1 protein-coding gene is annotated in these 240 nt (G+C 49.2%); it reads right to left on the bottom strand.

The genetic code is table 11. The features are described from left to right. Positions 1-45: 45 nt before the first annotated feature. Positions 46-240 (bottom strand): hypothetical protein (locus G3O00_RS38835; RefSeq protein ID WP_206146160.1); only part of this gene is annotated, 195 nt, incomplete at its 5' end.

The raw sequence follows: 240 nt of genomic DNA, 5'->3' as shown, positions 1-240 counted from the left end.
CATCCTTAAAAAAAAAAAACTTACACTCTCTTCTTCCCGTTCTCCTTATTCATAACTCATTCCCTCGACTTCCACGCCTCCATTAATCCCTCCTCTCTTGCTCCTCACTCCGCACCTTCTCTCGCATTCCCCCCACTCGTCCATATCCCATTCACTACCCTCCCTCTCTGTCACACTATACCCACTCTTCGTCCCCTCTCTCTCACAACTCACCTCCACTTCTACACTTCCGTCTCTGTC

It is taken from the genome of Burkholderia sp. Ac-20384, assembly GCF_017104605.1.
In the GTDB taxonomy this organism is placed as follows: domain Bacteria; phylum Pseudomonadota; class Gammaproteobacteria; order Burkholderiales; family Burkholderiaceae; genus Burkholderia; species Burkholderia lata.
This window is presented reverse-complemented; position numbering and strand designations above follow the sequence as displayed.